This is a genomic window from Lactobacillus helveticus DSM 20075 = CGMCC 1.1877 (genome assembly GCF_000160855.1).
Taxonomy (GTDB): Bacteria; Bacillota; Bacilli; order Lactobacillales; family Lactobacillaceae; genus Lactobacillus; species Lactobacillus helveticus.
In genome coordinates this window covers 446,446-449,398 of record NZ_GG700752.1, presented here as the reverse complement: position 1 = coordinate 449,398, position 2,953 = coordinate 446,446, and the positions used below count along the sequence as shown (strand labels likewise).

The following is a 2,953-nucleotide window of genomic DNA, read 5'->3' as shown; positions in this document are numbered from 1 at the left end:
TTATCCCAAGTTACGCTTAATTCCGCATTGTCTCTTTTATCTTATCTTTATAAATATTAAAACCTATTCCAATAAATGAAACTACCAATGAAATGATAGATATGACAATAGGAATCCAATTTCCCATATAATTCTTTCCCCCATTAAAAAACTCTTAGTTTTTACACTAAGAGTTTTATTATTGCCATACTTTTGGCATACTTCTATGTCAATTAATACCTTTTTAAGTAGTTTTTGTTCCTGTTAAATGCTGATATATCGGCATTCCAACTCTAACTAATATAATGGTTTTATTCCCATTCAATAGTTGAAGGTGGCTTACTCGTCACATCGTAGACTACACGGTTAACGTTATCTACTTCATTGACGATTCTATCTGAAATATGACCAAGTACATCCCATGGAATTTGGGCAAAATCAGCAGTCATCCCATCAATTGAAGTAACGGCACGAATACCAATGGTATAGTCATAAGTACGGCCGTCACCCATAACGCCAACTGAACGAATACCTGGTAAAACTGTGAAGTATTGCCAGATCTTTTCTTGCAAACCAGCCTTTTTGATTTCTTCACGCAAAATCGCATCGGAATCACGTACAATCTTGAGCTTGTCTTCTGTAACTTCGCCAAGCACGCGAATACCAAGACCTGGACCTGGGAATGGCTGACGCCATACTAAGTCATGTGGAATGCCTAATCTTTCACCAAGTTCACGAACTTCATCCTTGAACAACTTACGAAGGGGTTCAATTAACTTGAAGTGCATGTCCTTAGGAAGGCCACCAACGTTGTGGTGAGACTTGATAGTTTGGGCAGTGTTAGTCCCTGATTCAATGACATCAGTATAAAGCGTACCTTGAGCTAAGAATTTTACATCCTTTAACTTCTTAGCTTCTTCATTGAAGACTTCGATAAATTCCTTACCGATGATCTTACGCTTTTGTTCAGGATCAGTAACACCCTTTAACTTGTCCAAAAATCTCTTTTGTGCGTTAACGCGAATAATGTTGACGCCAAGATCCTTATTCAAGGCTTGCATTACTTGGTCGCCTTCATCTTTACGCAGCATCCCGTGATCAACGAAAATTGCAGTCAATTGATCGCCAATTGCTTTGTGTAAAAGAGTAGCAGTAACGCTGGAATCCACACCGCCTGAAAGTCCTAAGATAACCTTCTTGTCGCCAACTTCTTTACGAATATCGTCAACCTTCATGTCGATAAAGTCGTTCATGGTCCAGTTAGCATCAGCACCACAAACATCAAAGGCAAAGTGCTTCAAGATGTCTAAACCATATTCTGAATTACGTACTTCTGCGTGGAATTGAATACCGTAAAACTTTTTATCTGGATTAGCAATAGCAGCAATTGGACAGTTCTTGCTTGAAGCAGCTACCTCAAAGCCGTTAGGAGCCTTAGTTACCAAATCACCATGACTCATCCAAACATATTGCTTACTTGGCAGGCCCTTAAACAATGCACTATCAGGATCTTCAACGGTAATATTAGCACGACCATATTCTTTGTTCTCAGCCTGTTCAACCTTACCGCCTAAGTCATATGACATGAGCTGCATTCCATAACAAATACCTAAAATTGGGATACCCAACTTGAAGATTTCTGGATCTACTTTTAATGCACCATCATCATAAACACTGTTAGGACCACCAGAAAAAATAATGCCCTTGGGATGCATTTCTTTAATTTTGGCAATAGAAAGATCGTGAGGTAAAAGTTCTGAATAAATACCGAAGTCACGAATGCGTCGAGTAATCAATTGGTTGTATTGACTACCAAAGTCAAGAACTATAATTTTATCAAAATCGTCTAGATTTTTAGCCACTATGTACTCCCTCTTTTCACTAAACATTTTTAATTAACTCTACTAGGAAAAATTAAAAAGGTCAATCAAAAAATATGAAACCAGCCACAATTGTTCGGCTTTAACTATGGCAACTAGCAGTTGCAACCGCTAGTTGCGAGCGATGCAAGCAAAAAGTTCTTGTTTGCAACTGAGCTTTTTTGTAAATTGAGGATGTTCAAAAAATAGAAATGATGATTCAATCATGAGATTAGGTCAAAAAATTGCAGAACTACGCAAGAAAGATCATCTTTTCCAAGAGGCCTTAGCCGAAAAAATGAATGTCAGTCGGCAAGCCGTATCAATATGGGGAAGCGATCAATCGATTCCCGATATTGAAAAAATCGTGGATTTATAGGAGCTTTTCGGTGTTACTACTGACTACTTATTGAAAAATGGCATGCCCTCTTTTAACACTAATGCAAAGCAAAATTCCGAAAAGAGAGAAGTAGAGTTACCCAAGTTAACCGATGATCAAATTAACGATTATTTATCGGTCACTGCAAAGGCAGCTAAGTTTAAAAGCGTTGGGTTGACTTTGGGAGGCATCGGTCTAGCACTTTTCTTTGCTATTATGGGATTCTATGAATCAATTCATTACACTATTTTTCCTTCAACCGCCATTATCACAACGTTAATTACCTGGGCAATTAGTGTTGGATTCTTTTATTTATGGATTTTTGTTAACTCGTGATTTTTATCAAATTAAAAGAAAGCAATTTACATTAACAAACGAACAACTAAAACAAATTCAAAATAAGCAAAAAAACTTTCATGACAAGAATAATAAGCGCATCATCGCTGGAGTTGTTTTATGTATTCTAGCAATTATCCCGCCTTTAGCTGTTATCGCTTTATTTACTATCCCTTTTTCGAAGTAGGAGCCCTTGCTTTATTTATCCTCTTATTCAGCATTGCTCTTTATCAATTTGCAATTTACAAGTTACAAAAAGCAACATATACCACATTAATTCAAGAACAAAGATCATTATCGAAGAAAGATCAACAATTATTTATTAACATCTCCATCATTTACTGGTTCATTATTTTTACATGTTGGTTCATAATTGTCACTTACTTATACTCTACTTGGC

At 36.8% G+C, this 2,953-nt stretch carries 3 protein-coding genes; 2 read left to right on the top strand and 1 reads right to left on the bottom strand.

Translation table 11 applies throughout. The features are described from left to right. Positions 1–290: 290 nt before the first annotated feature. Positions 291–1,868 carry a glutamine-hydrolyzing GMP synthase gene (gene guaA, locus HMPREF0518_RS02100; RefSeq protein ID WP_003625614.1) on the bottom strand — a complete coding sequence of 526 codons (1,578 nt, stop codon included), beginning with the start codon at positions 1,866–1,868 and terminating at the stop codon, positions 291–293. A gap of 196 nt (positions 1,869–2,064) precedes the next feature. On the opposite strand from guaA, the gene HMPREF0518_RS02095 reads away from it, so the two are divergent. Both HMPREF0518_RS02095 and HMPREF0518_RS02090 read left to right on the top strand, forming a co-directional pair. Further along, positions 2,065–2,217: a helix-turn-helix transcriptional regulator gene (locus HMPREF0518_RS02095; protein WP_003625612.1), complete on the top strand. Its 153-nt coding sequence runs from the start codon at positions 2,065–2,067 to the stop codon at positions 2,215–2,217. A 42-nt stretch (positions 2,218–2,259) separates the two neighbouring features. Then, positions 2,260–2,553, top strand: a complete 294-nt coding sequence (locus HMPREF0518_RS02090; protein WP_003625610.1) for a hypothetical protein — start codon at positions 2,260–2,262, stop codon at positions 2,551–2,553. The last annotated feature ends 400 nt before the right edge of the window (positions 2,554–2,953 follow it).